This is a genomic window from Lentzea sp. NPDC055074, from assembly GCF_053608005.1.
Genome location: NZ_JBSGUQ010000002.1, coordinates 605,518 through 631,827, shown reverse-complemented (window position 1 = coordinate 631,827; position 26,310 = coordinate 605,518). Strand labels below are relative to the sequence as shown.

Here is a 26,310-nt window from a genome sequence, read left to right as displayed (position 1 = left end):
CGTTATATGCGGCACCGCGGAGCGACGTCGGTAGAACTACTCGGATGACAAGTCAGGTGTGATGGCGGCGGTTTCCGGCGCCTCAAGCCGGCGGCACGACGCCGTCGGTCCGTTCGAGGTCGGAGATCCACAGGCCGAGCGCCGCCCGCGCGTCCCGCAGGGTGCGCGCCGGCTCGCCGAGTCCGCGCAACGCCAGCCGCCGCTGTTCGAGCCTGGGGCTGCGGAACTTCGGGAAGGCGAGCTTGAGGCACGTGTCGATCATCCCGGCGTGGTAGTGCAGCAGCTGGGTCACCCGGAACTCCAGCGACGCGCGGTCGGCGTCGCCGATGAGGTCCATCGCCCACCCGTGCAGCCGGTAGTAGTCGGACGCGACCCGGCCGCCCTGGCGGGCCACCTGCGCCGGGGTGTCGCCGGGCTGCGCGCAGGCGCCGATGATCTGCTCGGCGGTGGGCTGGAGTGCGACCGCGCGGGTGGCGACCTCCAGCAGCGACCGCAGCGCGACCAGGCGCGCGGCGGCGGAATCCGTCGCGGCCGCCACGTCCGCGCCCCGCCGCGGGCGACGCCCCGGAATCCGCATGTGATCCACCAGCCTCGATGAGCCAGCCCGGAGCGTCCAGTATGAACCGCCACGAGGGCGCGCAGCGAGGTGCCGGAGGGTGAACGGCCTCCCGGCCGTTGTGGCGGACGGCTCGTACTGGATGTACCTCGTCAGTTCTCGGTGACGGCGTGGTCGCGGCCGATCTGCAGGATCTCGTCGGAGAGTTCCGGCTCGACGCGGCGCACGGCCCTGGCGAGCATCAGCGCGCCGACCATCTCGCTGAGCAGGCGCACGGCCTTGCGGCGTGCCTCGCCGGGGTCGAGCTGGTGGCCCTTCTCCTCGGCTTCGCGCAGGAACTCGGCGGCGAAGCCGTGGAGGTAGCCCTCGACCCCTACGGCGTACGCGCTCTGCACGGCTTCGCTCTGCCGCCCGGCGTCGGTGACCAGCGACGCGGAGGGGCAGCCGCCGTCCGGGGCGTCGCGGTGTGCGGTGGACAGGTATTCGTCCACGACCCGGTCCATCGGAGAGCGGTCCTGGTCCGAACCCGCCTCGATCATCCGGGCCATGCTCCCGAGCGATGCGGCGAAGGAGGCCCCGCACACCTCCACGACCAGGTCGTTCTTCGACGCGAAGTGGTTGTAGAAGCCGCCGTGGGTGAGTCCGGCCTCCTTCATCAGCTCGGCGATGCCGACCGCGTCGACGCCCTGCGCGCGGAACATGCGGCCCGCCGCGTCGAGGATGTTCTGCCTGTTGCGGGCCTTGTCCTCCTTGGTGATCCGCGGCATCGCCGTCCTCTCCCGTCGCCCTCGGCTTGACCTTTTCGATGACGCCTCTCATCATAACAACCAGATAGATGACGACCATCATTAATAACTGACGGACGGGAGCGTCGTGCGAGCCATCGCCTACGACAGGCACGGAGAAGCCGGGCAGGTGCTGGGCCTGAGCGAGCTGCCGCCCCCTGCCGCGCCCGCGGCCGGCCAGGTGCGGGTGCGCGTGCTGTCCCGGCCCGTCCATCACGGTGACCTGGCGGGAGTCCAGGGCTTTCCGGGAGCGTCACCAGGGCGGTTCGCCGCGCCGCGGGTTCCCGGCCTGGAGGGAATGGGCGTCGTCGAGACCGTCGGCGAGGGAGTGCGGGATCTGCGGCCAGGCCAGCGGGTCGCGTTCTTCCCCGTGCCCGGCGCGTGGAGCGAACTCCTCACGGCACCGAGCGATCTGGTGGTGCCGGTCCCCGACGGTCTCAGCGACGGGACCGCCGCCCTGATGCTGGTCAACCCGATCACCCTGCTCACCTTGCTGCGGGCGGTCGAGGACGCCCAGTGCGGCCGTCCAGGTCCGGTGGTGCAGACGGCTGCCGGTTCGTCGGTGGGAAGACTGCTCAGCGCCGCGGCGGTCGAGCACGACATCCCGCTGGTCAACCTGGTGCGCAGCGCCGCGGGGGCACAGACCCTGCGGAAGAGCTTTCCCGGACTGCCGGCCATCTCGACGGCCGACGCGGACTGGCACGCCCAGGTCCGGGACGCGACCGGCGGGCGGGGCGCCCAGGTCGTGCTGGACGCGGTGGGCGGATCCCTGACCGGTGAGCTGGCCGGGCTGCTCGGCGACGGCGGCACCCTGATCACCTACGGACAGCTCGGTTCCGGAAGCACGCCACTGGAGTCGCTCGCGCTGACACCGCGGGCCCTGACCGTGCGGGGCGTGTCCATCAACCAGTGGACGGCCCGCACCCCTGAGGAACGGGCCGAGGACGTCGCCTTCGCGACCCGTCTGGCCGTCTCGGCCCCGGAACTCCTCGAGGTCGCGGCCGGCTACGACCTCGCCGACTTCTCGCAGGCCGTCGACCACGTCCGCCGCCCTGGCAAGAGCGGAACCGTCCTGCTCACCAGCCCCGCGTCCTGAAACCTCGAAGGGCACTGTCATGAAGATCGGAACCCTCGGCGCCGGAACCGTCGCCCAGGCCATCGCCCGTCACGCGGTGGCCCACGGCCACCAGGTCGTGCTGAGCAACAGCCGCGGACCGGCCTCCCTGGCCGGGCTCGCGGAAGGACTCGGACCGCTCGTCCAGGCAGGCGCCCCGCAGGAGGCCGCCACGGCGGAGCTCGTGCTCCTCGCGGTCGGCTGGCCCCAGATCCCGGAGGCGACCGCCGGCCTGCCGCACTTCGGCGGACGCGTCGTCATCGATGCCACGAACCAGTTCGCCTCCCCGCCCCCGCACGCGAAGATCGCCGACCTGGGCGAGCTGACCGGCAGCGAACACGTCGCCTCCCTGCTGCCCGGAGCCCGCGTCGTCAAGGCGTTCAACACCCTTCACGGCCAGTACATCGCCGCCGACCCGCGCCACGAGGCCGGACGTCAGGTGCTGTTCCTCGCCGGTGACGACGCCGACGCCAAGTCGACCGTCGAGGACCTCGCCGCCGCTTTCGGGTTCGCCCCGGTCGATCTCGGCTCTTTGCGCGAAGGCGGACGCCTCATGCAACTCGGCGGTCCGCTCTCCGCTCTCCACGCCCTCAAACAGGACTGAGACGGGCCCTTGCCCGTCGCTTCACCCGTCCCTCGTCACAAGGAAAGTTGTTCATGACCACCCAGCCTCTGCTGCAGCCCACCCGTCTCGGCGCCCTGGAGCTCCCCAACCGCGTCGTCATGGCCCCCATGACCCGCGCTCGCGCCGACAACGCCGAACTGGCGCCCACCGACCTGCACGCGACCTACTACGCCCAGCGCGCCACCGCCGGGCTGATCGTCACCGAGGGAACCTGGGTCAGCCCCGACGCGATCGGCTTCACCCACGTTCCCGGCATCTTCACCGACAAGCAGACCGCCGGCTGGGCGAAGGTCACCGACGCCGTCCACGAGGCGGGCGGCCGGATCGTCTCCCAGCTCGGGCACGCCGGATCGGTCTCCCACCCCGACCACCTCGGCGGCCGCCTGCCCGCAGGCCCCTCCGCCGTCAACCCCGGCGAGAAGTCCTACACCGCCTCCGGCCCGAAGGACACCCTCACCCCGCGCGCCTACACCGCGGCCGAGATCGCCGGCACCATCGCCGACTACCGCCAGGCGGCCGAGAACGCCCGCAGTGCCGGCTTCGACGGCGTGGAACTCCACGCCCAGGTGTCCCACCTGATCCCGCAGTTCCTCAACCCCCGCCTCAACCACCGCACCGACGCCTACGGGGGCAGCAGCGAGAAGCGGGCCCGGTTCCTCCTCGACGTCCTCGACGCCGTCGGCGACGTCTGGGGGAGTGACCGCATCGGCGTGAAGATGTCCCCGGGCTGGACCAGTGGAACCGCGTTCACCGCGGACGAGGAGACGCTCACCGACTACGACCAGCTGCTCGAGAAGCTCAACGACGGCAACCTCGCCTACGTGCACCTCGTGGGTGCCCCCGGCACGCTCGAGGAGCGCATCGCCGTCTTCTCCCGCTACCGCGCTCACTACCGGGGCAACGTCGTCGCCAACCTCGGCTTCACCCAGTCCCTCGGCAACGAGGTCCTCGACCACGGCGTTGCCGACGCGGTCTCGTTCGGCGCCCCTTTCATCGCCAATCCCGACCTGGTCGAGCGCTTCGCGCAGGGTCACCCGCTGGCCGACGACGACCGGGACACCCACTACACCGGTCACACCAAGGGGTACACCGACTATCCCGCTTTCACGGTCGGCTGAGCACGGCTTGCGCGGTGTCGGGTCCGCGTTCGGCCACAGTGGACGGTCTCAGGGCAGCAGTCATCTCCATTGCTTCAGTGTTGACCAAAAGCAATGCTTCGGCCGTCCCTGCGTTGCGCCGTCGTTCCGGCCGGTCAAACGGAACCCCTCGCGGACCCCCGACGCTTCCGAAGGTGCACCGCCACCTCGTACAGAGCGACGGAAGCCCAGATCACGCCGAGCACGACCAGCACTCCGGCGGGGTAGTCGCGGTCGTGCAGTCCCGGGTTGACCGGGCCGCTGTGCTCGCGCCAGAGCAGCGGGACCGCGACCAGGCCGACCACACCGGAGACGGCCAGGCCGACGCCGATGGAGGGTCGCCGGACGACGAGACCGGAGACGCCCACCAGCGGGGCGATCAGGAAGTCGTGCAGGACGACACCTCCGGCCAGCCACGCCAGGAGCTCGATCGTGATCTGGGGGAGGAGCAGCCAGGCGCCCCAGGCGCCGAGGGCGACACCGGCGGCGCCCAGCGCGTACCTCGCCACGACGGTCCCGCGTGCGCTTCCCGTGTCGCCGTTCATCGTCGCACCTCCAGCGAGGTGACCCACTTGGTCTGCAGCACCCCGGGCCGGTTCGGCGCGATCAGCCGGCACGGGAAGCCGTGGTCCGGGCTCAGTTCCTCGCCGTTCAGCCTCAGTGCCAGCAACGTCAGCGGGTCCCGCGCGAACGCGTCGGGCAGCGTGGTCGCCCGGTACAGGCCGTCCTTCTCGAGGGACTCGACTCGCACGTCCCCTCGCCCGACCAGTTCGGACACGCGCACGCCGGTCCAGGAGGCGTTCTGACTCCATCCTTCGACGCACGCGATCGGCAGTTCGACGGTCGTCTGCGGCATGGCCCGCAGCTCGGCCAGCGAGTAGCTCCTCGTACCCACCTGGAGACGCCAGTCCTGCGGCACCACGACTTTCGCGGCCTCGGCGGTCCGGTTGACCGGCAGGTCACCGTCGGATCGCCACGCCAGCACGGAGACCTTGCGCAGCCACGGCACCGTGACACCCGCTGTCGCGACGACGGCGACACCGGTCGTGAGCGCGGTCGTGCGCAGGAAAGCCCTGCGGGACAACATGGTCTTCTCGGTCGAAGCCGGTTCGAGGGAACGGCGGACCAGCGGGATCTTCACCGCGATGTGCACGAGCAGGGCGCCGGCCACGATCCACGCCACCGCGTAGTGGGCGGTGGGGAAGTAGAACGACCACGGGTAGTTCTGCGCCGCGTTGAACAGCCCGGTGACGAGTTCGAAGAACGAGGCGGCGACCAGCACGAAGATGGAGCCGCGCTCCAGGGCGTGCGGGACGGACTTCACCAGCGGCCGTTCGAACAGCTTCGGGTAGACGGTCCACAACTTGGCCAGCAGCAACGGGATCGACGCGACACCGGAGATCACGTGCACGCCCTGGGTGACGCGGTAGAGGTCCACCGGGCGGGTCGGCCACGGCCAGTCGTGCTGCACGCCGTGGCTGAGCAGGCCGGTGACGAAGCACAGCCCGAAGGTGATGCCGAGCCACGTGCCGACGCGGCTGGTCACCCCGACGTGGTGCGCGGGAGCGCGGAACCTCACAGCTTCTCCCAACACGCGAACCAGCGGCCGGCGCGTTCGCGCTGCCACATCAGGAAGAACCCGTCGGCGACGAGGGACTCGGCGTCGCTCCACGCCCACGGGAACCACTGGCTCTCGTAGCCGTCGGTCCGCAGCCGCGCCTGACCGACGGTCAGTCCGCAGCCCGGCGGCTCGACCTCGACGACGACGGTTCCGCTGGGACCGAGCAGCTGCCGGACCCGGCGCAGCAACGCCACCGGGTCGCCGCCGATCCCGATGTTGCCGTCGGCGAGCAGGACGTGCTGCCAGCGGCCCTCGCCGGGCAGCAGGTCGAACACGTCGCGGCGGATCGCGATGCCGCCGCGCTCGGTGGTGCGCCGGACCGCCTCCGGTGACACGTCGACGCCGAGCGCCCGGACCCCGCGGTCCAGGAGCGCGGCGACGAGGCGGCCCGGACCGCAGCCGACGTCGAGGGTGGGGCCGGTGCAGGCGTCGAGGAGCACGGAGTCGCCGCCGTCGGCGTCGGCGTGCCAGCGGGCGACGCTGAGCTCGCGCGGTGTGGTGCCGACGAGGTCGAGCCAGCTGGGACGGCCTTGCAGGGCCTGGTCGAACATCATCGTGCCACCGCCGCGACGTTCTCCAAGGTGACGGCGAAACGACTCCGGGGCGTTCGGGCCGCCACGGCGTGTGCGTCGGCAATGGTGTCCACATCGGACAGAACCGGCAGGCTGCGCACCTCGAGCCCGTGCAGCGCTCGCAACGTCAGCGCACCCGTGTCCGCGCGTGACATCGGCACGTCCCGCAGCACGTCCGCCCGCAGCGGGTCGCGCAGGCCGAGCGCCCACCAGCCGCCGTCGACGGCGAACCCGAGCGCAGCCTCCTCGAACTCCGCGCACGACTCCAGCAACGCCGGAGTCACCTGGGGCGTGTCCATCCCGATCTGCAGCACCGGCATCCGGAACCGCGCGATGTCGGCATGCGCGTTCGCCAGCCGGTCACCGAACGAGTCACCGCGCTGGGGCACCACCACGCACTCGGCCAGCGCGTCGCGGACGTCCTCCCGGCGCACGACCCCGGCGAGCGCGACGACGGGGACGGCGCCGGGCGTCGCCAGAGCGGCCTCCAGGGTGTCGAGCAACGACGCGGCCGCGACGTCCGCGGCCTCCTCCGGGCTCAACGGCGGGCACAGGCGCGTCTTCACCTGGCCGGGTACCGGCGACTTGGCCATGATCAGCAGGCAGAACCTCACCGCAGCACCCCCGCCATGTCCCGCGCCGCCCGCAGCGTGCCGCGCACCGAACCGGAGACCTTCGACCGCGTACCGGCCGCACGTGGCCGATAAGCCACGTCGACCTCGTGCACCCGCCAGCCCGCTTCCGCGGCCCGCAGCAGCAGTTCGAGCGGGTAACCGAACGCGCGGTCCCGCACGTCCAGCGCCAGCAACGCCTCGCGGCGGCACACCCGCAGCGGTGCGATGTCGTGGACGGCCAGACCCCTGCGCCGCAGCAGGGACGAGATCACGGCGTTGCCCGCCCGTGCGTGCCAGGGCCAGACACCCGCGCTGACAGGCCGTCGCCGCCCCACCACGAGGTCGGCACCGGCCAGCAACGCGGCCATCGAGGGCAGTTCGGCGAGGTCCAGCGAGCCGTCCGCGTCGGCGAACGCCACGAGATCGGACGTGGCCGCGAGCAGACCTGTGTGCACGGCGGCGCCGTAGCCGCGCCGGGACTCGTGCACGACCAGGGCGCCACAGGAGGCGGCCACCTCGGGCGAGCCGTCGGAAGACCCGTTGTCCACGACGATCGCGCGGTGTCCGGGAGGCAGGGAGGCGAGGACCGCGGGCAGTGCGGCGGCCTCGTCCAGGCAGGGCAAGACGACATCCATGCGTCCACCCTGGACCATCGAAAAGGCTTGTGGTGCTTACGGAATTGTGACGCACGAAAGAGTTCTTACGGTTGTCTTGCGAGGCCAGTGGACGCCCGGCGGACCCCCTAGGTTGGGCGCGGTGCGTCTGGTCATCGCAGGTCTTCTCGTCACTGCCGCCGTCATCGTCGGAATCGTCGTCAACGGCGATGATCCCGGTGTCCTGTTCGCCGCAGCGGCACCGCTCTTCGGCGATTGGGCGCCCCATGTGGGGCCTGGTACACCCGCGGCGGTCCTGATCGCGTTCCTCGTCGTCGCCAAGGGGCCCGAGCTCGTGGAGCACAGGTTCGCCCTGCCGATCGCGTACGCGGCGTCGGTGGCGTTCACGTTCTCGCTCGCGATGGTCGACGGCTGGAACCGCTTCGTCACCAGGCTGACGACAGACGACGAGTACCTGCACGAGGTCCCGGGGGTCGCCGACGTCCCGGCGATGCTGCGGGGGTTCGCCGCGCGCATCCCGGACTTCCAGCCCGACTCGTGGACCACGCACGTCTCCGGTCATCCGCCGGGCGCGCTGCTCACGTTCGTCGCGCTGGACCGCATCGGGCTCGGCGGGGGAGCGGCGGCGTCGATCTTCTGCGTCCTCGTCGGGTCGCTCGCGGTGATCGCGATTCCCCGGGCCATCGGTGACAACGCCGTGCTGCCGTACCTGGTCCTGTTCCCCGGCGCGGTGTGGGTCGGGGCGTCCGCGGACGGCATGTTCATGGGCGTCGCGGCGGTCGGCCTCTACCTGCTCACCCGCAGGCCGTTGCTGGGCGGGATCGTGCTCGGCTGGTGCCTCTTCCTGTCCTACGGCCTGGTGCTGCTCGCACCGCTCGCGGTCGTCGCCGTCGGCAGCAGGATCGGCAGGATCGGCTGGGCGCTCGCGGGCGTGCTCGCGGTCGTGGCGGCGTTCGCGCTCAGCGGGTTCTGGTGGCTCGACGGCTACGAGCTCGTCAAGCTCCGCTACTACCAGGGCATCGGCGACGTCAGGCCGTACTGGTACTGGGCCTGGGCGAACCTCGCCGCGCTCGCGCTCGTCATCGGACCGGCGGGCATCAAGGGCCTGCGCTGGAACAAGTGGGTGGTCGCGGCGGGCATCGCGGTGCTGGCGGCCGACCTGTCGGGCCTGAGCAAGGCCGAGACCGAACGGATCTGGCTGCCCTTCGCGGTGTGGCTCCTCGTGGGCGCCGCCGGGCTCGACCACCGGCGGAGGTGGCTCACCGCCCAGGCGGTCACAGCCCTGGCGGTGAACCACCTGGTGCTCACGAACTGGTGACCGGCTCCCGCTGCGAGGCGGAGGCGAACTCGCGGATGCCGTCGTCGAAGCCGACGCGGGCCTCGAAACCGAGCACCTCCAAGGCTTTCGCGGGTGAGGCCACGACGTGACGGACGTCGCCCGGCCGTGCGCCACCCACGATCTCCGGGGCCGGCCCGTCACACGCGCCGGCCAGAGCGGAGGCGAGGTCGCCGATCGTGTGCGGCGTGCCGGAGCAGACGTTCACCGCCTCGAAGCCGGGCCTCGGAGAGGCGAGCGCCAGCACGTTGGCCCGCGCCACGTCCGTGACGTGCACGAAGTCGCGGCGCTGCCGGCCGTCCTCCATCACGCGGGGCGCCACGCCGTTCTGCAGCGCGGATCGGAAGATCGACGCCACTCCCGCGTACGGGGTGTCGCGCGGCATCCGCGGGCCGTAGACGTTGTGGTACCGCAACGCCCACACGCTTCCGCCGGTCTGCCGCGCCCACGCCACCGCGAGGTGCTCCTGCGCGAGTTTCGTTGCCGCGTAGGTGCTGCGCGGCTCCAGGGGCGCATCCTCGGGCACGAGCTCGGACGCCACGAAGTCACCGCAGAAGCACCGCGGCTCGTACAGACCGCGTTCGACGTCGGCGGCGGTCCGCTCGGCCCGCACGATCCCGTGTGAGAGACATCGGTAGCGCCCCTCGCCGTACACGACCATCGACGACGCGAGCACCAGCCGCGACACCCCGGCCCGGTGCATCTCGGCCAGCAGCACCGCCGTGCCGAGATCGTTGTGGCGCGCGTAGGAAGGGGCGTCGAACGGATCGACGCCGTGCCCGACCATCGCCGCCTGGTGACACACAGCGTCCACAGAGGACAGCAGCGGTCGCAGCACGTCGGCGTCGGTCACGTCGCCGATGACAAGTTCGTGGTCCAGCGAAGGAACAACGCCGTGCGCCTCGGGCAGCAACGCGTCGAGCACCACGCATTCGTGGCCTTGGGAGGTCAGCTCGTCCGCGACGTGCGACCCGATGAACCCGGCCCCGCCAGTGATCAGTACTCGCATGGTCCGACCGTAGGGCCGCACGCGACAGGTGGCGCAGCAGGAAGGCGAGCCGTCAGAAGTCCGTAAGACCTCGGGGGAAGCAGTGATCAGCCGCCCCTTCTCGTGCGGTCCTGCCCGAGACGACCCCGCGCCGGCGGACACCTGGCCCGAGCGCCGTTCTAACGGTGGTCTCAGGTCCGCTCGATAGGAAGTGGGCAGCGCCGGAGGGCGGCTGGACCGTCCACGCGACCCTGAAAGGCAGCCTTTCATGATCTCTGTGCTGGTGGTGGACGCCCAGCCGCTGCAGCGCTTCGGGTTTCGCGTGCTCCTGGAGAGCACCCCGGACACCGAGATCGTCGGTGAGGCGGAGAACGGCGCCGAGGCCGTTCGGCGGGCCGCCAGCCTGAATCCCGACGTGGTGCTGATGGACATCCGCATGCCGGGCGTCGACGGGATCGAGGCCACCCGGCGCATCGTCGCCGCCGGTGGACGTTCGCGGATCCTCGTGCTGACGACGTTCGACCTGGACCGGTACGCGTTCGCCGTGCTGCGGGCCGGGGCGAGCGGTTTCCTGTTCGAGGACACCCGTCCTGAGGAGCTGCTCGCCGGCATCCGGGCCGTCGCCGCCGGGGACGCGGTGATCGCGCCGGCGCTGACCCGGCGGCTGCTCGACACGGTCGCCGACCGGCTCGACGACGACCTCTGCGGGCCCGTGCGGGAGGATCCCCGGCTGGGCTCCCTGACCGTTCGCGAGCGCGAGATCCTCGTCGCCGTCGGCCACGGCCTGACCAACGGCGAGATCGCGCAACGGTTCACGCTGTCGGAGTCGACGGTGAAGACCCACGTCGGGCGGGTCCTCGCCAAGATCGGCGCACGGGACCGGATCCAGGCCGTCATCCTCGCCTACGACATGAGACTCACCCGGCCGGTCAGCGCTTCATCTCGCGCGTCCTACGGGAGCGCGAGATGAAGCGCTGAGGATCAGGCGAGCACGACCTGACCCTCCACGACCCTGATCGGGATCTTGATCAGCGGTGCGCGTGCCGGCCCTCCTGTCACCTGTCCGGTCTCGTCGTAGGTGGCGCCGTGGCAGGGGCACCGGAAACCGGGGCCGACGTAGGAGACCGGGCAGCCCTGATGGCTGCACGTGGCGTTGAACGCCAGGAAGGTGTCCGGCGCCGGGCGCAGGAGATGGGCGGGCGTCCCGTTCGGCGTCGTGAAGCTCGTCGACGAGCCGACGGCGATGTCGTCGACGGCGGCGATCACCGGTCCGTGGCTCACCGAGTCCGCGGGTGGGCCGGCAGGGCGCCGGGTGAGCGCCAGCGCGCTGCCCGCGGTGACTCCGGCAGCGGTCGCCGTCGCCGCGATCAGACCGCCCCGCAGCACGGTTCGCCGCTCGACGTCGTTCTGAGTCGTCCCGCCTTCCTCCGGTGTGGGGTGGGCCGGCAGGCCGAGTCTGTGCCGCACCTTCGCCCGCAGCCGGGCGCTCAGCGACAACACCCCGGCGTCGCCCGCGACCAGCAACGGGGTCCAGGCGACGGCGAACACGATGTCGGCCCCGAGGTAGTACGGCCGTGTCGTCCAGCTCACCGTCAGGAAGAAACCGAGCGAGAGGAGGACGCCACCGAGGGCGGCGAGCCGGGTGAACAGCCCGAGCAGGGTGGCGAGCCCGACCGCGATCTCCCCGAACGCGATCGCCAGTCCGGCGACGGTCGCGTGGTCGGCGGCCAGTGAGACCAGCGATCCGATCGGGGAGGTCGCGGCGGCGTTCACCATCTGCGCGTGGACACCGAGTGGGGAGGTGTCGTCCAGGTAGTGCGTGTCGAGGAGCTTGGAGAGACCGGCGTAGGAGAAGGTGCCACCGAGAAAAGCGCGCAGCGGCAGCAGTGTCCACACCGGCGACCGCCTCGGGGAGTCCCAGCGCAACCAGGTCATGTCGCGGCCGACCCTCCCGTCAGGACTTGCGGGGAGAGACCGTCATGATGCCCGTGCACATCTCGTCGCTGGTGCCGTCGCCCCACACCACGTAGCGCGGCGGCAACTTGCTCAGCTGCGGCAGCCGTTTGCGCAGCCCCGCGTCGTGCGTGCACGTCACCCGCAGCGTGTCACCCGGACCGATCTCGACCGGCGCCGGCAGCTTCACCAGCCGCTGGTCGTCGAAGTCGAACTGCGGCACGTCCAGCACGACCTTCGAGTCAGGCGTGCCGGGGTTGAGCTCGACCTTGATGGCCCGCCCGAGCATGTGCATGTGGCCGAAACCGGCGAACAGCGTCATCGGTGCCTCCACCTCGTGGTCGCAGGTCTGGGTGTCACCGGGCTTCGGCGCGCCGCCCTGGTTGCACTCCTCCACCTGACGGTCCGCCATCTCGCCGACCTCCGGCCCGAACCGCTTCGTCACGTCCGTGATCGAGGCCGCCCGGTCGCAGAGCGGGCCTGACTCGCCGGCGGCGCAGGGCAGGTCGGTCGGCGCGTCGAGCGACCACGTCTCGAGTTCCCGGGTCTGCGGTGTGCCGTCCGTCAGCCGCAGCCGCACCGCCGAGCGGTCCGACCCGGCCGGCTTGCCGTCGGTCGCGAGCAGGTTGTAGTGGATCTGGAGGACGAGCAGGCTGCCCGGCTCCAGCTTGTGGCCGGCGTCCTGGTCGAGCAGCGTCTCCGTGGCCCCCGGCGCCCAGGTGTCCACCCACGCCGCGTCCCCCTCTTCCACCTCGGCGCCGGCCACGCCGGTCCCGCCGAAGCACTGCCAGCCGAGGCCGGGGGTCTTCGCGTCCTGCTCGCGCACCGCGGCAGCGCCGCCCGGCGGCACCGCGTACACGATGGCGTGGTGCGCGACGGCGACGTTCTCCGGCGTGAACTGGGTTCCGGTCAGGAACGCCGTCGTGGTCAGGGCCGGATCGATCATCTGGCACCGGTACTCGTCCGTGCCGCCCTCCGGCGGTGCGGGCGTGTAGGCCTCGGCCATCTTCAGGTCGACGAACCGCTCGCCCGCGCGCAGCGGCAACGGTGCGGCCGGCGACTTGCCCGTGTGCGCGTTGTGCGGGCCGGCGGAGGTGGGCGCCGCACCGTTGCCGGCGTTCGACCCACAGGCGACGACCGCGAACGTCGTCGCCAGCGCCACGGTGGCCGCTCCGAACCTCCACAGTGGACCATCAGGTTTCCTCATGGCCCCAACGCTAGGACCGATTCCGTCCCGTTTCGTCGTACCGCGGTCGTGATCTTCGGGAGGGAGGCGGTACGCCGGTACTACTCGGCGCGGTGCCGTTCGGCACCCGAGCGGATCTGAGCACCGTTTTAACGGTCGTCTCAGATTCGCTCAGTAGGAAGTCGGCGTCATACAAGCGATGCAACACGTGTGTAGGAGGCCAGGGAATGGCAGTCAGCGCAGCGCCGTCCGGGAGTACGCCCGCCGGTCGGTCTTCCGGCCGGTGGGTGCCGTGGCTGGTGATCGGCTTGTGGTTGGTGCTGACGGTGGTCATGGGGCCGTTGAGCGGAAAGCTGAGTTCGGTCACCACCGACAAGGCCGCGGACACCCTGCCGGCCAGCGCCGAGTCCACCAAGGTCGCGGTGCTGGAGGACGGTCTCCCCGGCGGGGAGGACAACACGTTCGTCTTCGTGTACCACCGCGACAGCGGCATGACCGACGCCGACCGCGCGACGGTCGAGCGCCATTACAACGCTCTCGCCCAGCAGTACCCGCCCAAGGTGGTGACCCCGGCCGGGGAGGACGACGAGGGTCCGCGGACGAGACCTTCCAGCAACGGCAAGGCGATGATGTTCACTCTTGACGTGAGCGCGACCTACGGCGGGCCGGAGGCCGTCGTCGGTCCGTTGCGTGACGCCGCGAAGGACCGCCCCGCCGGTCTGGAGCTCGACGTGACCGGCCCGGCCGCGATCGACGGCGACATGGACGCCGTCTTCGACGGCATCGACCTCCAGGTCCTGCTCACCACCATCGTCGTCGTCACGCTCCTGCTCATCATCACCTACCGCAGCCCGGTGTTGTGGCTCATCCCGCTCGTGGCCGTGGGCGCGGCCGCCCTGACGTCGATGGCGACCGTCTACCTGCTCGTCAAGGGCTTCGGCATCGTGGTCAACGACCAGAACTCGGCGCTGTTGACGATCCTGGTGTTCGGTGTCGGCACGGACTACGCGCTGCTGCTCATCGCCCGATACCGGGAAGCGTTGCACCACCACGAGAACGTCCGGGTCGCGATGATCCACGCGCTGCGCGGTGCGGCGCCGGCCATCGTCGCGTCCGCGGCCACCGTGATCGCCGGCCTGCTCTGCCTGCTCGTCGCGGACCTCAACAGCACCAGCGGGCTGGGCCCGATCGGCGCGGCCGGCATCCTGTGCGCGCTGGTGGCCATGCTGACGTTGTTCCCGGCGCTGCTGGTGGTCCTCGGCAGGCGGATCTTCTGGCCGGCCATCCCGCGGTTCAGCACGGCCGTGGTGGAGAAGCCGGGGCTGTGGGTGCGGCTCGGCGCCGCCCTCGACCGCCGCCGGTGGGTGGCGACGCTCGGCTCGCTCGGCGTCCTGGGCGTGTTCGCCCTCGGGCTGACCGGCAACACCGGTGCCCTGCGGGAGCAGGACCAGTTCGTGTCCGCGCCGGAATCGGTCACCGGCTTCACCGTTCTGCGCCAGCACTTCCCGGAGCTCGGCGGCCAGCCGATGACGGTCTTCACGCGGCCCGCGCACCAGGAGCGGGTGCTCGAGGTCGTCGAGAGCACTCCCGGTGTGGCGGTGGCCGTCCCGGGGAGGACAAGCGGTGGCTGGGCCGACATCTCCGTGTTCCCGACGGACGCGCCGGACACCGCCGCGGAGTACGACACGATCAAGCGGGTGCGCACCGCCGTGCACGCGGTGAGCGGGGCCGAGGCGATGGTCGGCGGGCCGAGCGCGGAGAACCTCGACACCGAGGTGACCGCCGCCAAGGACGAGAAGCTGGTGATCCCGCTGGTGCTCGCCGTCGTCCTGATCGTCCTCGCGCTGCTGCTCCGGGCGATCGTGGCGCCGCTGGTCCTGATGGCCACCGTGGTCGTCTCGTTCGCGGCGGCCTTCGGCGGCAGCGTGTTCGTCTTCGACACGATCCTCGGGTTCCAGGGCGTCGACTACTCGGTGCCGCTGCTGGCGTTCCTGTTCCTGGTGGCGCTCGGCGTCGACTACAACATCTTCCTGGCCAGCCGGGCCCGGGAGGAGACCGTGCGCCTGGGCACCAGGGAGGGCATGCTCAAGGCCCTCTCCGCCACCGGTGGCGTCATCACCTCGGCAGGCCTGGTCCTGGCGGCCACGTTCGCCGTCCTCGTCTCGCTTCCGCTGGTGATGCTGATCGAGGTCGGGTTCCTGGTCGCCTTCGGCGTGCTGCTCGACGCCCTGCTGGTGCGGTCTGTCCTGGTGCCCGCCCTCACCCTGCTGATCGGCCAGCGGATGTGGTGGCCGAGCCGGCTGTCCCGGCCGGTGGACGAGGTGCCGGACGGTCGACGGCCGCACGTCGACGACGAGGAGCCCGCGCTGCAACGGTGAGCACGCACGAGATCCGGGACGGGTCCCCGTGCCCGTCCCGGATCAGTGCACCGCGGTGTCCTCCCCGGCGGTGAGCCGGGCGATCGGGACGGCCGGAAGGTCGACCCGGAGCACCGCGCCACCGCGCGGGGAGCGGCCCACGGTGGCCCGGCCGCCGTGGGCGTCGACGACCCGCTGCACGATCGACAGCCCCAGACCCGATCCCGGCAACGCCCTGGCGCTGTCGGCGCGGTAGAACCGGTCGAACACCCGCGGTACGTCGGCGGCGTCGATGCCCGGCCCGGCGTCGTCGACCTCCAGCACCGCCGACGCCCCCAGGGCGCGGAGCCGGACCTGGACCGGCTGGTCCGCGGGGGACCACTTGCCGGCGTTGTCGATGAGGTTGACCACCGCCCGTTGGAGTGCGGCGCGACGCCCGCTCACCCACACGGAGGTCACCTCGAGCGCGACCTCGACGTCGGGTGCGCGGGAACACGCCTGGGTCGCGGCGGCGACCACCACGTCGGCGAGGTCGAGCAGTTCGGTGCTCTCGTCGTTGACGTCACCGCGCGCCAGGTCGGTCAGCTCGGCGGCAAGGGTGCTCAGCTCGGCCACCTGGGCGCCGAGATCGTTGAGCAGCCGGGTCCGGCTCTCCGGGGACAGTGCGCTGTCCAGGGTGCCGCGCCGATCGAGCCGGACCAGCAGCTCGATGTTGAGGCGCAGGCTGGTGAGCGGGGTCTTGAGCTCGTGGGCGGCGTCCTCGGCGAGCAGCCGCTGGGCCCGCCGGGAGTCCCGGAGCGCGGCCAGCATGTCGTTGATCGACCGGATCAGCCGCCGGATCTCCCCACCGCCCTCGTCCGGGATGTCGGCGTCGAGGTCCTGCGTGTGCGCGACACGGACCGCGGCGGCGGTCAGCCGGTCGATCGGGGCCAGCCCGGTCCGCGCCACGGCCCGCCCGACGAGGGCGCCGCAGCCCACGCAGAACAGCCCGATCAGCAGCATGCCCAACCCGAACCGGTTGATCGGGCTGTCGTCGGCGGCACGGGCCACCTGGACCGCGCCCCCGCCCGCCCGCAGCGTGTAGACGAGGTAGCCGTCGTCGTCGCTGTCGCCCGACTCCATCAGGTCGGCCGACACGCCCTGCGCCACGCGCCCGGCGTTCTCGCTGACCGGGGGCAGCGCGGGTTGACCGTCCGGCGTCCGGATCGCGCCGCCGGGCAGGACGACCCGCACCAGCCGGCCGGACCCGGGATACGGCGGCAGCGGGACCTCCGCCGGACCGGCGCGCTCCACGCTCGTCGCCAGCACGCGGGCGTCGGCGCGCAGCTGGTCCTCCGCGGTGGCCCGCAGCTCCCAGTCCAGCAGCTCGCTGGCCACCTGGAAGGACAGGAACACGCTGACCGCGATGGCCGTCGCCGCGATCACCGTCAGTCTGGTCCGCAGGGACCGCCGGCGCCACCAACGGACCATCCGGCCGCCGGGCCTGCTCACGGAGGGGTCTCCCGCAACGTGTACCCGAGGCCGCGCCGCGTGTAGATCAATCGAGGCTCACCCTCGGCCTCCAGCTTGCGGCGCAGGTAGCTCACGTACACCTGGAGGTTGTTGGAGGTGAGGCTCATGTCGTAGCCCCAGATCGCCTCGAACAGGACGTCTCGGGTCACCACACGGGTCGCGTTGCGCACGAGGACCTCCAGCAGGAAGAACTCGGTCCGCGTCAGGTGGAGCGGACGCGCGCCCCGCCACGCCTCGAACCTGTCGGGATCGACCCGGACGCCGGCGAACGTCAGGATCTGCGACTCGTCGTCACCCGGAGTGCGGCGGCGCAGCAGGGCCCGGACCCGGGCCAGCAACTCCTCGGTGGCGAACGGCTTGGGCAGGTAGTCGTCGGCGCCCGCGTCCAGCCCCGCGACCCGGTCGGCGACCTGGTCCCGGGCGGTCAGCATCAGCACCGGCAGATCCCGGCCCGCCGCCCGCAACCGCCGGCAGGTCTCCACCCCGCCGAGGCGGGGCATCATCACGTCGAGGATCAGCAGGTCCGGCTCGGCCCCGTCGAGCCCGTCGAGCACGGCGAGACCGTTGGCGACGGTGCTGGTGTCGTAACCCTCGACCTGGAGCACCCGCTCCAGCGACTCGCGGATGGCCGCCTCGTCGTCCGCGATCATGATCCGCATGCCGGCCCGCCCCTCCAGTCGATGCCTTTGCCGGTCATCGTCCCCGATCAACCTGAGGCCAGGGTTAGAGCGTCGGACCCGTCGCATCGTGTTCGTTCCGGTTCCACACTCAGGTGCCCGATTCGCTGCCCCGGCGCCATTCCGGGGAAGAGCACGATGTCGTGACCGCCGATGGCGGATGCGGGAAATCGTCAACGAACGCCCCTGCAGGTGGCACAAAACGCAAAACAGGCTCTGAAGTGACTTGAGCATCTGCCACGTGTATGCGGCAAATATTTCGCATATTGGTGTCCGAGAGCGGACCAGAGCCCTCGCGTGCAGCGAGCAGGCGGCGCGCCTCGTGGCCGAGTCGCTGGTACGCCGCGACGCGGAGCCGTCGCCGGGGCGTCCGCCGTCGGTGGGATGGTCGGACCTCGCCGAGTGCGCGGAACGCACGGTCTCGACGCCGTACATTTTCGATTTTGCACATCGTCGGAAGAATTCCCGGTGCGGCCGATCATGCGGAAGATGGTGTAGTGTAATTCTTGTCGAGGGCATCTCGCATGTGGGCAGTCAAGCTCGCGTCGCATTCGGCGAAACCTGAACCGGTCCTCTTCGGGCTGGAGACGGGAGTCCCGGCATGACGTCGGCTCCTCACCATTCCATCGCCCCTCCGGCCATCACGGCCAGCGAGCAGCCTCGGTATCCGCTGCGATTGCGGTTGCGGCCGAAGGCGCTCACCACGGGGTATGTCGACGGTGCCTGGTGGCCACGTTCCCGGGACCTCGCCGCCGAGCTGCCGGCGCTGCTCGCGGTGCTGGCAGTTCGGCTGGGCGAGATGCCGCGGGTCAGCTACAACCTGGGGGAGTGGGACACCGCGCCGCGCCGGATCACCTTCAGCGGGGAGCCGGTCCGCCTCAGCGGGTTCTGGTCCCGCCCGGCGCACACGGTCGACGTCGTCGCGGGAGACCGGCGCCGCCTGACACTGCTCCTCGTCCCGCCGGACGCCGAACCCTCCGCCGCCCACGACGCCATGACGCACGCCGCTGAGCGGGAGAACATCGACACCGTCGAAGTCCTCCTCGCCGCCGGTGTGGGCACGTCCACCGTGGACAGCGCGGAGGCTGCCGGCACTTGCGTACCCGAACAGACGTTCCGAGGTGTTCGATGACCACGAAGACTCACATGTCCGCCTACGAGCGCAGGCTCCAGATGGTGCAGGACGTGCTGACCGACCGCGCCGAGCTCGACGGCAAGACCGCGAGGGATCTGGCGGTGCGCGTGCTGAGCGCGCTCGACCACATCCCCGAGCGAGTGCGGTGAACTCGCGTCACCACGGCAACGGCGCGGCGCAACGGACGTGGGGCACCCGACTGCTCCGCGTCGGTTGTGCGTTCACGTATCGCGCCGAAGTCCCCACGCCCGCGGTGTTTCTCGTGCGGCCGTCGTGGACCTCGGACATCCGCTTGAGCCAGGAGCAGCTGGACGTGAAGCCGGACGTCCCGATGCGGCACCACCTCGACCTGCACGGCAACCGCAGAACCCGGGTCGTGCTCCCGACCGGTCTGTCCACAGTGCACTACAGCGCCTGGGTGGACGTGCCGGACAGGACGGAGGACGTCGAGGAGAACGCGGCCGAGACGCCGCCGGACGGACTTCCGGACGACGTGCTGCTGTACACGTTGCCCAGCAGGTACTGCGTGTCGGACGTGCTGGGCGACGAGGCGTGGTCGCGGTTCGGCGCCCATCCACCCGGCTACGGCCGGGTGCGGGAGATCTGCCGGCAGGTCCACGAGTCGCTGAACTTCGGCTACGGGACCTCCACCGCGTTGTCCACGGCGGCCGACGTCCACGCGGCGGGCTTCGGGGTGTGCCGCGACTTCGCGCACCTGGCGATCTCGTTCTGCCGCGCGCTCAACATCCCCGCGCGGTACGTCTTCGGCTACCTGCCGGACCTGGACGTGCCGCCCGCCGACGAGGCGATGGACTTCGCGGCGTGGATGGAGGTCTGGCTGGGCGACCGGTGGTGGACCTTCGACCCTCGCAACAACGAGCCCCGCAAGGGACGCGTGGTCATCGGCCGCGGCCGCGACGCCGCCGACGTCGCCATGGTCACCACGTTCGGCGGACCGGTGCTGGAGTCGATGGTCGTGCAGGCGGAGGAGGACCTGGCTCCGTCCTGGCGCTGAGCGGAACGCGTCCGCGCGGAGTACGGTGGAGTCACCGAGGGCACGTCGTGCAGCAGCGTTCAAGCTGATGCCGCCTTGGGCGCACCAGGAAGCCCGGCCGGGTTCGGCTGGAGGCGGGAGCGCCGAGATGAACTCGGCTCAGCTCTGCACCACTGCGTCTTTCTTCACCGGTTTCTTCCCGACGGGGTCCTTCCCCGCCGCACGCGGGCAACGACTGACGCACGATCCCCATTTCGCCGGAAGCTGGCGGCCGTTGTCGACCGATCCCGCTGTCCTGCCGCCTGTACCCGGATCTCCGGGCAGGCGCCGGCACTGACGACCGGTTCCGCCGTTCCGGCACAGATCATCGGAGTACCCGTATGCCCGAGTCACGAGTCACCGAATCACGAGTCACCGAGTCCAGCACCCATGTGAGCTGTGCGGTGTGTCCACACGCACGGCACGAGCACGACCCGCTCGGCGCACGGTACTGCGCCGCGACCATGGCAGCCGCGCTCACGCGAGGATGCATCTGCCGATGACCGTTGTGACGAACGAACTGTCCACCGGCCGGTTGACACTGCGCGGCTGGCGCGTCGAGGACGCACCGGCCGCGTTGGAGGTCTACGGCCGCGCCGAGGTCACGCGCTTGCTCAGCCCCGAGATGGATCAGGTCCCGGACGCACCGGCGATGAAGTTGTTGCTGCAGCAGTGGATCGCCGAGAGCGCCCGGTTTCCGGCTCCGGCAGGCCGGTGGGCGATCGAGCGCGACACCGACGGTCTGCTGATCGGTGGCGCGCACCTGCTGCCGTTGCCGCCCGGCCGGGAGGACCTGGAGGTCGGCTGGCAGCTCAGGCCCGATGCGTGGGGCCACGGGTACGCCTCCGAGGCGACGCACGCGCTCGCCGCGTGGGCTTTCGATCACGACGTGTACGAGGTGTTCGCCGTCGTCCGTCCCGGAAACGTGCGCGCCTCGTCCACCGTGCGGAAGAACGGAATGCACTGGGTCGGTGAGACCGGGAAGTACTTCGGCCTCGACCTGCAGGTGTTCCGCCTCCGCGTCGCGGACCTGGACTCGGCGGCCCCGACGTCGCCCCGGCCGCCCGGCCTCGACTGACCGGAACGGCCGGAACCCTCTCAGGTCCGGCCCGGCGGGCTCAGCGGTTCGACGACGGGAAGTTGCCGCCCGGACTGCCGAGCGCGACGAGGTCCGTGTACTGGTCCTGCCAGGACCGCTCGGTCGCGAGCAGGTCCGCGAGCCGCTGCACCCAGATCGCGTCGACGGTCCCGGGGACGCCGGTCGCGAGGTGGCGGGCGGTCTCCTCTCGTGACTTGAGCCATTCGGACAGCGTGGGTTCCAGCACAGGACCACTTTGTTCTTCCGCCATGTGTCCTGACGGTACGCGTGATTCCCTCGAAGACCGGGTTCGTTCGGCTGGTGCGGGAGAGGCCGGTGTCCGACGAGGGCATCCGGCCGTCCGTACGAGGTCCACTGTGGACGGCCTGCCCCGCGGGCGGTGACCGGGATGCCGGCCCTGCGCTGCTGAAGGCCTGGCCGCGGTCATCCCGGTCACCTCGCGGAACGGACGACACCGCAGCGGACGGCCGCACCACTGGTCGAGCAGTACCCCGATACGGCGGGAACAACCTCGCACCACCCGGCCGCGTGCCCACCGGTGGCCGCGAACCTGTGTCTCAGGCAGGGTCGGTGGGGGACCGCGGAATGCTCAGCGCCAGCAGAGCGGTGTCGTCCTCCACGCCCTCGCCGAACCGGGCGAGGAGCTCCTTGACCGCGTCCACCAGACCGGTGGCCGTGGTGGGGCCGAGTGCCGCACCGAAGTCCAGCAGCTCCTCCTCGCTGTAGCGGGTGCGGCCCCGCACGCGCGCCTCCGTGAGCCCGTCGGAGTACAACAGCAGCGTGTCTCCGGGCTGGAGCCGGATCCGCAGGTCGGCGAAGCGGGCGTTCGGCAGCACGCCGACCAGCTGGCCGCCGCGGGGCTCCAGCAGCTCCGTGACGCCGTCGTGGCGGATCAGCAGGGCAGGGGGATGGCCGCCGCCCGCGAGGACGACCTCGGCGTGGTCGCCGTCGAGGAACAGCCGCCCGTGCAGGACGGTGCAGAAGTCCGGGGTGGTGCCGGACCGTTCCTGGATGAGCACGGAGTTGAGGTTCGCCAGCACCACGACCGGCGCCGGGTCGTAGACGGCGGCGGCCCGCAGGGTGTAGCGGGCGAGCGACGTCACCGCGGCCGCGTCGGCGCCCTTGCCGGACACGTCGCCGAGGAAGAAGCCCCAGGACCCGTCCGCGAGCGGGAAGATGTCGTAGAAGTCGCCGCCGACCTCGTCGACCGAGGCCGGGTGGTAGTAGGCGGCGAGCCGCACGCCGGGGATGTCCGGAAGCGTCGGCGGCAGCAGGGCGCGCTGCAGGGCCCTCGCCAGGCGCTGGGCCCGGTCGCGCTCTCGTTCGGCCTCCTGCCGGGCGCGCAGCAGCTCCTGCTCGTAGGCACGGCGTTCCCGTGCGTCGAACACCGTGGTGCGCACCAGCAGCGCGGTGCCGTCCGGCCCGGTCTTCACGGTCGAGCTGACCAGCACCGGCATGCGGCCGCCGTCGGCCCGGACGAGCTCGAGCGCGATGCCGCCCAGTTCGCCGTGCATGCGCAACGTCGGCGCGATGTGCGTCTCGTGGTAGATCCGGCCGCCCGCGGTGAGCAGGTCGGTGAACCGGCGCCTGTCGACCAGTTCGTGGCGCTCGTGACCGAGCCAGCCCAGCAGTGTCGCGTTGACCCTCGCGATCGTGCCGTCCATGAACGTGGACAGGTAGCCGCAGGGCGCGTTCTCGTAGAGCTCATCGGGGGTGTCGGCGAGCAGTGCCTCCCCGGCCGGGTCGGTCACCGATGACCCGCGAACGACAGGATCGCGGAGGAGGTCGCCTCGGGGGCGCTGAGCTGCGGGCAGTGTCCGGTGGCGTCGAGCGTCATGAGCTCGCTGCCGGTGATCTGCTCGTGCACGAACCGCCCGACGTGGGGTGGCGCGATCGCGTCGTGAGCGCACTGCAGGACGACGGTCGGAATCCGGACCGAGGCGAGATCGGCGCGGTTGTCCGACAGGAACGTGGCCCGTGCGAACACGCGCGCGATCTCGGGGTCGGTGCGGCAGAAGCTGTCCTTGAGCTCGCCGCCGAGCTCGGGCCGATCCGGGTTGCCCATGATCACCGGTGCCATGGCGGCCGACCAGCCGAGGTAGTTCGCGTCGAGCGAGTCGAGCAGCTCGTCGATGTCGGCCCGGCTGAACCCTCCGCGGTAGTCGCCGTCGTCGAGGTAGCACGGGGACGGGGTCAGCAGCACGAGCTTGGAGAACCACCGCGGTTCCCGGTTGGCGGCCAGCACCGCGACCATCGCACTGACCGAGTGGCCGACCAGCACGACGTCGCGCAGGTCGAGCTCCGCGCAGACGTCGAGCACGTCCTGGGCGTAGCCCTCGAGGCCGGAGTACCGCCGTGCGGACCAGGCCGCCTTGTCGGACTTCCCCGACCCGACGTAGTCGAACAGCACGACCCGGAACTGCTCCGCCAACGCCGGCACCACGAGCCGCCACAGGTTCTGGTCGCAGCCGAACCCGTGCGCGAGCAGCACGACGGGTCCGTCGGCGCGACCCAGCACGGTCACGTTGTTGCGGCGGCGCACGTCCATCCGGCCATCCTCCCACCCGATCCGGACCCAGGCGGCCGGGCGGCGGTCACGATCGCGCGGAGTGATCAGCCGGGTGTGGGGTCGGCGGGGGCCTTCCCGGCCTCGGTGTCGAGACCGGGCTCGTCCGGGCCGGACTCCTCCGGTTCGCTGGTGTGCACGTCGGAGGGCCGCACGTGCTCGTCCGCGTCGCTGAGCAACGACCGGATCGCGGAGTTGAGCACCGCGAGCAGCGGCACGGCGAGCAACGCGCCCGCGAGGCCCGCGACGAGCAGTCCCGCGGCGAGGGCCAGGACGACGGCGAGCGGGTGCAGCTTCACCGCGCGTCCCAGCAGCAGTGGTTGCAGGATGTGGCTCTCCAGCTGGTTCACCGCGATCACCACGGCCAGGACGATGAGCGCGGTCAGCGGTCCGTTCGCGACGAGTGCGACGACGACGGCGACACCACCCGCCACCACCGCGCCGAAGATCGGGATGAACGCGCCGATGAACACCAGCGCGGCCAGGGGAACCGCCAGCGGCACGCCCAGCACCGCGAGCCCGATGCCGATGCCGAGCGCGTCGACCACGGCGACGGCGCCGGTCGCGCGGACGTAGCTGACCAGTGCCGCGAGACCGCGCCTGCCCGCCACGTCGGCGCGCCGGCGCGACGCGGCGGGGACGACCCGGATGAGGAACTGCCAGATGCGCGGGCCGTCGTAGAGGAAGAACGCGAGCGTGAAGAGCACGAGCAGCAGTTCGGTGAGGACCTCGCCGATCGTCGCGGCGGTCGTGAAGGCGGTCGAGGTGATGCCGGACTGGTTGTCCTGCAAGGTCTTCACGAACCTGTCGGTGAACTCCCGAAGCTGGTCCTCGCTCAGGCCCAGCGGGCCGGTCACGAGCCACCGGGACGCCGTGTCCACGCTGCGGGTCAGCTGTGCCGTCAGGTCGGGGAGACCGTTGACGAACGTCACCACGACGAACGTGACCATGCCGCCCAGCACGGCCAGTCCGGCGACCAGCACCAGAGCCGCGGCGAGGCCCCGCGGCACCCGTTTCCTCATCAGGAACCCCACGGCAGGGGTGAGCAACGCCGCGAGCAACAGGGCGATCGCGAGCGGGACGACGACGGCGGACAGCCTTCCGACCACCACGCTCACCACGTAGAGCGCGGCCACCACGAGCAGCAGGCGCCAGCTGACCTCGGCGGCGACCCGCAGCACGGCGGGCACAGCGGCCCGTTCGTCCTGGGCGCTGCTCGCCGGTGGTGAGACCGGCGCGGAGTTCCGTCTCGTGGCCTGTGCGTCTGTCCGATGCGGCGGCGATGTCGTGGCCACGGTGCTCCAGTCGAAGAAGTTCGGTGCCGGCGTTCGACGCGGGCTTCTCGCCACGGGGGCGGCGGCTACGTCAGCGGGTCTGGCTTGAGGGAGCGCGCAGGGGTGCCCCGGCGTCGTGCAGGTGGCGCAGGACCTCAGCGTAGGAGCGCACCAAGGTGGTTTTGCTGTAAGGGATTCCGTTGCGCAGGCAGAAGTCCTCGACGACGGGTTGAGCGTGGCGCAGGTTGGGACGCGGCATGTGCGGGTAGAGGTGGTGCTCGACCTGGTGGTTGAGGCCACCGAGCAGCGCGTCCACCCACCGGCCGCCGGTGACGTTGCGGGAGGTGAGCACCTGCTTGTGGAGGTGGTCCAGGCGCTGGCCTTCGCTGATGATCGGCATGCCCTTGTGGTTCGGTGCGAACGAGCAACCCAGGTAGACGCCCATCAGGCCTTGGTGCACAACGATGAACACGACTGCCTTGAGCGGGGACAGCACGACGAACACGGCCGCCAGGTAGGCCGCCAGCGGCACGATCTGGAGTGCCGTCTCCCGCCACGGAGCGCGCAGTTCCCGGCGGAACAGTGCGATGAGGCCGGAGAGGCGCAGCACGATCGCTTCAGCGGTCAGCAGCGGGAAGAACAGGAACGCCTGGTGCTTGGTGATCCAGGCGTACAGGCCGCGCTTCCCGGTCGCCTGCGCGCGGCTGAAGGCGAGGGCGTGGATCTCGATGTCGGGATCGTGGTCCTCGTGGTTGGGGTTCGCGTGGTGCCGGTTGTGCTTGGCGACCCACCACTGGTAGCTGATGCCCGTGAGGCCGCCGTGCAGGTGGCCGACGAGGTCGTTGTTGCGGTGGCTGCGGAAGATCTGGCGGTGCCCGGCGTCGTGCCCGATGAACGCGAGCTGCGTCGAGGCGACGGCCAGGACGGCCGCGGTGGCGAGTTGCCACCAGGAGTCGCCGAGCGCCACGAACATCACGGCGATCGCGCCGAGCATCAGCACGTTGAGGCTCATCCGCACCACGTAGTAGCCGCGGCGGCGGCCCAGCAGCCCTGCTGCCTTGAGCTCCTTGGTGAGGCGGGCGAAGTCGCTGCCGCGGGGGACGGTCGTCGAGTCGGTCGAACTGTCTCGTGTGGCGGTCATGCACCAGCTCCAGGTGGGGTGGGCGGCTGCGGGAGCCGTGTCGGTTTCACTGCCCGGCGCCGGTGTCTAGGCCCCGAGGGCGCGGTGAGCCGACTTCAGGGGAATCGAGAACGCACGGGTACGGGCGGATTCCGCCTGTGCCGCGGGAACTCGAGCTGACCGGAGCTTCGACCGGTGAGGATCACCAGGCCCGACCGCGCGGGAACACGATCGTCATGGGGGTTCTCACGATGCCCGCACCTCCGGCGTGGAACTCCGACGCCGGGTCCGGGGTCATCGGTGAGGAACGGCGGATGTCGCAGCGCCTGCAACCAGGTTGCCCGGTTCACGCCGCCGCCAAACAGTGGAACCGGTGACGGTTCGACGGCGGAGCCGGGTGCCGAACCGGACGAGGAACCTCCCTCGGCCGCGAAGAA

Annotated in this window: 28 protein-coding genes; 11 read left to right on the top strand and 17 right to left on the bottom strand. The window is 71.1% G+C overall.

Translation table 11 applies throughout. The features are described from left to right. Positions 1-82 precede the first annotated feature (82 nt). Positions 83-577, bottom strand: coding sequence for a hypothetical protein (locus ACWF7A_RS07095; protein WP_452249514.1), 495 nt, complete (start codon positions 575-577; stop codon positions 83-85). Positions 578-708: 131 nt separating this feature from the next. After that, on the bottom strand, positions 709-1,323 hold the full coding sequence (locus tag ACWF7A_RS07090; RefSeq protein WP_452249513.1) for a TetR/AcrR family transcriptional regulator: 615 nt from the start codon (positions 1,321-1,323) through the stop codon (positions 709-711). 106 nt (positions 1,324-1,429) lie between these two features. On the opposite strand from ACWF7A_RS07090, the gene ACWF7A_RS07085 reads away from it, so the two are divergent. The 3 genes from ACWF7A_RS07085 to ACWF7A_RS07075 are packed head-to-tail and all read left to right on the top strand — an operon-like array spanning position 1,430 to position 4,198. After that, positions 1,430-2,437: an alcohol dehydrogenase catalytic domain-containing protein gene (locus tag ACWF7A_RS07085; protein ID WP_452249512.1), complete on the top strand. Its 1,008-nt coding sequence runs from the start codon at positions 1,430-1,432 to the stop codon at positions 2,435-2,437. Between the two features lie 19 nt (positions 2,438-2,456). Next, complete coding sequence (locus ACWF7A_RS07080) at positions 2,457-3,059, top strand: NADPH-dependent F420 reductase (protein WP_452249511.1); 603 nt, start codon at positions 2,457-2,459, stop codon at positions 3,057-3,059. A 53-nt stretch (positions 3,060-3,112) separates the two neighbouring features. After that, positions 3,113-4,198: an alkene reductase gene (locus ACWF7A_RS07075; protein WP_452249510.1), complete on the top strand. Its 1,086-nt coding sequence runs from the start codon at positions 3,113-3,115 to the stop codon at positions 4,196-4,198. 134 nt (positions 4,199-4,332) lie between these two features. Here ACWF7A_RS07075 and ACWF7A_RS07070 read toward each other — a convergent pair whose 3' ends face one another. Genes ACWF7A_RS07070 through ACWF7A_RS07050 form a run of 5 tightly spaced genes read right to left on the bottom strand, consistent with a single transcriptional unit; the run spans position 4,333 to position 7,658 of the window. Further along, a complete protein-coding gene (locus tag ACWF7A_RS07070) occupies positions 4,333-4,761 on the bottom strand; it encodes a hypothetical protein (RefSeq protein WP_452249509.1) in 429 nt (142 codons plus the stop codon). Continuing rightward, positions 4,758-5,795 (bottom strand): molybdopterin-dependent oxidoreductase, encoded by a 1,038-nt coding sequence (locus ACWF7A_RS07065; RefSeq protein ID WP_452249508.1) that lies wholly within the window; start codon positions 5,793-5,795, stop codon positions 4,758-4,760. The genes ACWF7A_RS07070 and ACWF7A_RS07065 overlap by 4 nt, the downstream gene beginning before the upstream one ends. Next, entirely contained in the window at positions 5,792-6,391 is a 600-nt protein-coding gene (locus ACWF7A_RS07060) for a methyltransferase domain-containing protein (protein WP_452249507.1), read from the bottom strand. Before ACWF7A_RS07060 ends, ACWF7A_RS07065 begins: the two co-directional genes overlap by 4 nt. After that, entirely contained in the window at positions 6,388-7,023 is a 636-nt protein-coding gene (locus tag ACWF7A_RS07055) for a TIGR04282 family arsenosugar biosynthesis glycosyltransferase (RefSeq protein WP_452249506.1), read from the bottom strand. Before ACWF7A_RS07055 ends, ACWF7A_RS07060 begins: the two co-directional genes overlap by 4 nt. Then, the gene (locus ACWF7A_RS07050; protein ID WP_452249505.1) at positions 7,020-7,658 is read right to left on the bottom strand and encodes a glycosyltransferase family 2 protein; all 639 of its coding nucleotides are present in this window, start codon (positions 7,656-7,658) and stop codon (positions 7,020-7,022) included. Before ACWF7A_RS07050 ends, ACWF7A_RS07055 begins: the two co-directional genes overlap by 4 nt. Positions 7,659-7,779: 121 nt before the next feature. Here ACWF7A_RS07050 and ACWF7A_RS07045 point away from each other — a divergent pair, with 121 nt between their 5' ends. Next, complete coding sequence (locus tag ACWF7A_RS07045) at positions 7,780-8,955, top strand: hypothetical protein (RefSeq protein WP_452249504.1); 1,176 nt, start codon at positions 7,780-7,782, stop codon at positions 8,953-8,955. On the opposite strand, the gene ACWF7A_RS07040 is transcribed toward ACWF7A_RS07045, so the two are convergent. Then, positions 8,942-9,982, bottom strand: coding sequence for an NAD-dependent epimerase/dehydratase family protein (locus ACWF7A_RS07040; RefSeq protein ID WP_452249503.1), 1,041 nt, complete (start codon positions 9,980-9,982; stop codon positions 8,942-8,944). The genes ACWF7A_RS07045 and ACWF7A_RS07040 overlap by 14 nt on opposite strands. A 247-nt stretch (positions 9,983-10,229) precedes the next feature. Here ACWF7A_RS07040 and ACWF7A_RS07035 point away from each other — a divergent pair, with 247 nt between their 5' ends. Continuing rightward, positions 10,230-10,931 carry a response regulator gene (locus ACWF7A_RS07035; RefSeq protein ID WP_452249502.1) on the top strand — a complete coding sequence of 234 codons (702 nt, stop codon included), beginning with the start codon at positions 10,230-10,232 and terminating at the stop codon, positions 10,929-10,931. An 11-nt stretch (positions 10,932-10,942) separates the two neighbouring features. Here the strand turns inward: ACWF7A_RS07035 and ACWF7A_RS07030 are convergent, their stop codons facing one another. Further along, on the bottom strand, positions 10,943-11,896 hold the full coding sequence (locus ACWF7A_RS07030) for a Rieske 2Fe-2S domain-containing protein (protein ID WP_452249501.1): 954 nt from the start codon (positions 11,894-11,896) through the stop codon (positions 10,943-10,945). A gap of 19 nt (positions 11,897-11,915) precedes the next feature. After that, complete coding sequence (locus ACWF7A_RS07025; RefSeq protein ID WP_452249500.1) at positions 11,916-13,121, bottom strand: monooxygenase; 1,206 nt, start codon at positions 13,119-13,121, stop codon at positions 11,916-11,918. Between the two features lie 206 nt (positions 13,122-13,327). Here ACWF7A_RS07025 and ACWF7A_RS07020 point away from each other — a divergent pair, with 206 nt between their 5' ends. Next, on the top strand, positions 13,328-15,478 hold the full coding sequence (locus ACWF7A_RS07020) for an MMPL family transporter (protein ID WP_452249499.1): 2,151 nt from the start codon (positions 13,328-13,330) through the stop codon (positions 15,476-15,478). A gap of 42 nt (positions 15,479-15,520) precedes the next feature. Here ACWF7A_RS07020 and ACWF7A_RS07015 read toward each other — a convergent pair whose 3' ends face one another. Then, entirely contained in the window at positions 15,521-16,948 is a 1,428-nt protein-coding gene (locus ACWF7A_RS07015) for a HAMP domain-containing sensor histidine kinase (RefSeq protein ID WP_452249498.1), read from the bottom strand. Then, complete coding sequence (locus ACWF7A_RS07010) at positions 16,945-17,628, bottom strand: response regulator transcription factor (RefSeq protein WP_452249497.1); 684 nt, start codon at positions 17,626-17,628, stop codon at positions 16,945-16,947. Before ACWF7A_RS07010 ends, ACWF7A_RS07015 begins: the two co-directional genes overlap by 4 nt. A 619-nt stretch (positions 17,629-18,247) precedes the next feature. On the opposite strand from ACWF7A_RS07010, the gene ACWF7A_RS07005 reads away from it, so the two are divergent. The 5 genes from ACWF7A_RS07005 (at position 18,248) to ACWF7A_RS06985 (ending at position 20,892) form a co-directional block, all read left to right on the top strand. Beyond that, positions 18,248-18,778, top strand: a complete 531-nt coding sequence (locus ACWF7A_RS07005; protein ID WP_452249496.1) for a DUF5994 family protein — start codon at positions 18,248-18,250, stop codon at positions 18,776-18,778. Beyond that, positions 18,775-18,930, top strand: a complete 156-nt coding sequence (locus ACWF7A_RS07000; RefSeq protein WP_452249495.1) for a DUF6307 family protein — start codon at positions 18,775-18,777, stop codon at positions 18,928-18,930. The genes ACWF7A_RS07005 and ACWF7A_RS07000 overlap by 4 nt, the downstream gene beginning before the upstream one ends. Next, positions 18,927-19,796, top strand: coding sequence for a transglutaminase-like domain-containing protein (locus tag ACWF7A_RS06995; RefSeq protein ID WP_452249494.1), 870 nt, complete (start codon positions 18,927-18,929; stop codon positions 19,794-19,796). Before ACWF7A_RS07000 ends, ACWF7A_RS06995 begins: the two co-directional genes overlap by 4 nt. A gap of 359 nt (positions 19,797-20,155) precedes the next feature. After that, positions 20,156-20,317 (top strand): RGCVC family protein, encoded by a 162-nt coding sequence (locus ACWF7A_RS06990; RefSeq protein ID WP_452249493.1) that lies wholly within the window; start codon positions 20,156-20,158, stop codon positions 20,315-20,317. Further along, positions 20,314-20,892 (top strand): GNAT family N-acetyltransferase, encoded by a 579-nt coding sequence (locus tag ACWF7A_RS06985; RefSeq protein WP_452249492.1) that lies wholly within the window; start codon positions 20,314-20,316, stop codon positions 20,890-20,892. The genes ACWF7A_RS06990 and ACWF7A_RS06985 overlap by 4 nt, the downstream gene beginning before the upstream one ends. 40 nt (positions 20,893-20,932) lie before the next feature. Here ACWF7A_RS06985 and ACWF7A_RS06980 read toward each other — a convergent pair whose 3' ends face one another. The 5 genes from ACWF7A_RS06980 to ACWF7A_RS06960 all read right to left on the bottom strand — a co-directional run bounded on the left by ACWF7A_RS06980 (position 20,933) and on the right by ACWF7A_RS06960 (position 25,894). Next, positions 20,933-21,163 (bottom strand): hypothetical protein, encoded by a 231-nt coding sequence (locus ACWF7A_RS06980; RefSeq protein ID WP_452249491.1) that lies wholly within the window; start codon positions 21,161-21,163, stop codon positions 20,933-20,935. Positions 21,164-21,470: 307 nt separating this feature from the next. Beyond that, the gene (locus ACWF7A_RS06975; RefSeq protein ID WP_452249490.1) at positions 21,471-22,664 is read right to left on the bottom strand and encodes a PP2C family protein-serine/threonine phosphatase; all 1,194 of its coding nucleotides are present in this window, start codon (positions 22,662-22,664) and stop codon (positions 21,471-21,473) included. Next, complete coding sequence (locus ACWF7A_RS06970; protein WP_452249489.1) at positions 22,661-23,461, bottom strand: alpha/beta fold hydrolase; 801 nt, start codon at positions 23,459-23,461, stop codon at positions 22,661-22,663. The genes ACWF7A_RS06975 and ACWF7A_RS06970 overlap by 4 nt, the downstream gene beginning before the upstream one ends. Positions 23,462-23,526: 65 nt before the next feature. Then, positions 23,527-24,669 (bottom strand): AI-2E family transporter, encoded by a 1,143-nt coding sequence (locus ACWF7A_RS06965; protein WP_452249568.1) that lies wholly within the window; start codon positions 24,667-24,669, stop codon positions 23,527-23,529. Positions 24,670-24,844: 175 nt separating this feature from the next. Further along, positions 24,845-25,894, bottom strand: a complete 1,050-nt coding sequence (locus ACWF7A_RS06960; protein ID WP_452249488.1) for a fatty acid desaturase family protein — start codon at positions 25,892-25,894, stop codon at positions 24,845-24,847. Between the last annotated feature and the right edge of the window lie 416 nt (positions 25,895-26,310).